Below are 1,806 nucleotides of genomic sequence, written 5' to 3'. Positions count from 1 at the left end.
ACCGCCACCTGCGTGGCGGCATCGAGCGGCAGCGCCCAGTGCACGCCGGCATAGCGGTAGCTGTCGAACGAGCGGCCGATGCTCTGCGCGCGCCAGCGCGCGAGGTCGTCGGCCGTGAACAGCGACTCGAGCGGCTGCAGGCAGTCGCCGGCCACCGCGTCACCGATGTGCGGATGGTCGAGCACGATCAGGTCGTAGCGCTCGGCCAGGTCCTCGATCGGATGCGATTCGAAGCCCTCGAGCGGCTGGCGCTCCCAGTGCAGGTTGAGGCCCTCGGCGCGCGCGCGCTCGGCCGCGCGCTCGAGCGCGACGTAGCCGCGCGGATGGTCCCAGGTCAGGCCCTTGATCGGCGCGCCGCTCACAGCGTCTCTTCCCCGATCACCTTGGCCGCGAGCAGGCCGTCGATGCGCTCGGTGCTCCAGCCCAGCTCGCCGAGGATCTCGCGCGTGTGCTGGCCCGCCAGCGGCGCGCCGCGGCGCACGCTCGAGGGCGTGCGCGTGAACTTGATCGGGAAGCCCGGCGTCTTCACCTTGCCCTCGGTCGGATGCTCGTACTCGACGAAGGTGCCGTTGTGGACGATCTGCGGATCGTTCATGACGTCGGCATAGCCGTACACCGGGCCGGCCCAGATGTCGGCCGCGCGGAACACCGCGAGCCATTCGGCGGTGGCGCGGTGGCGCAGCTTCTCGCGCGTGATCGAGAAGATCTCGTCGCGCCGCGCGAAGGTGTCGCGCTCGTCGTCGAAGTCGGCCAGCACCGGCGCGCCGATGGCCTGCGCGAGCGCCGCCATCTTCGGGAAGGCCAGCGCGAGGAAGCCGTCCTGCGTGGCGAACACGCCGTAGGGCGCGCGGATGTAGACGTGGGCATGGGGCTCGGCCGTGCGTTCCTGCGGCTTGCCGGCCACGCTGAACACCGACAGCTCCTGCATCTGCAGTGCGACGATGGCATCGAGCATGTTGACCTGCACCAGCTGGCCCTCGCCGCTGCGCTCGCGGTGCAGCAGCGCGGCGATCACGGCCTCGAAGGCGGTCGAGGCCGTGATGGCGTCGACCAGGTACTGGCCCGCGGGCGACGGCGGCTCGCCGGCGCGGCCGGTGGAGAGCATGGCGCCACTCATCGCCTGCAGCAGCAGGTCCTGCCCGGGCCAGAGCTTGTAGGGGCCGTCTTCTCCGTAGCCCGACATCGAGACGTAGACCAGGCGCGGATTGATCTTCGAGAGCGTGGCGTAGTCCACGCCCAGGCGCTCGGCCACGCCGGGGCGGTAGTTCTGCAGGAACACGTCGGAGCCGCGCACCAGCTCGTAGAGCGCGTCGCGGCCCTCGTCGCTCTTGAGGTCGACCGCGAGGCTGCGCTTGTTGCGGTTGAGCGAGAGGAAGGAGACGTTGATGCGGTTGCCGCGCGCGCCGCCGGCCGAGACGTGGCGCTGCCATTCGCCGGCGACCGGCTCGACCTTGATGACGTCGGCGCCCAGGTCGCCCAGGCGCTGGGCCGCGAAGGGGCCGGCCATGGCGATGGAACAGTCGAGTACGCGAAAGCCCTCGAGGATGGCGGAGGATTTGTTCATGGAGTGTGTTGGCGATGAGGGGTGGGAAGAATTCAGTGCGTGCGCGACGCGGCGGCGAGGTTGCGGCCGGTGGCGGCGTCGAACAGCACGGCCTGCGCGGCATCGAAGCCGACCGCGACCGGGTCGCCGTTCGCGAGGTCGGTGTAGCCCGGCACCGTGACCATCAGGTCGGCGCTCGCGGCGCCTTCCTCGTCGTGCAGCGTGCGGGCGTCGGTGAGCGCGACCGCCACCAGCGACTCGGC

1 protein-coding gene and 2 pseudogenes are annotated in these 1,806 nt (G+C 70.9%); all 3 read right to left on the bottom strand.

Translation table 11 applies throughout. The features are described from left to right. Positions 1–362: pseudogene (locus AC27VN_RS40440) on the bottom strand (carbohydrate ABC transporter substrate-binding protein); the annotation flags it as partial. Next, positions 359–1,564 (bottom strand): CaiB/BaiF CoA transferase family protein, encoded by a 1,206-nt coding sequence (locus tag AC27VN_RS40435; RefSeq protein WP_057590040.1) that lies wholly within the window; start codon positions 1,562–1,564, stop codon positions 359–361. The pseudogene AC27VN_RS40440 and the gene AC27VN_RS40435, both read right to left, overlap by 4 nt. A 32-nt stretch (positions 1,565–1,596) precedes the next feature. Next, positions 1,597–1,806 (bottom strand): annotated as a pseudogene (locus tag AC27VN_RS40430) (ABC transporter ATP-binding protein); the annotation flags it as partial.

The organism is Variovorax sp. 20P10.2.4, assembly GCF_058244205.1.
This window is presented reverse-complemented; position numbering and strand designations above follow the sequence as displayed.

Coding starts and splice junctions, on each gene's coding strand:
- AC27VN_RS40435 (WP_057590040.1), bottom strand. CDS start 1,564: ATGAACAAATCCTCCGCCATCCTCGAGGGCTTTCGCGTACTCGACTGT.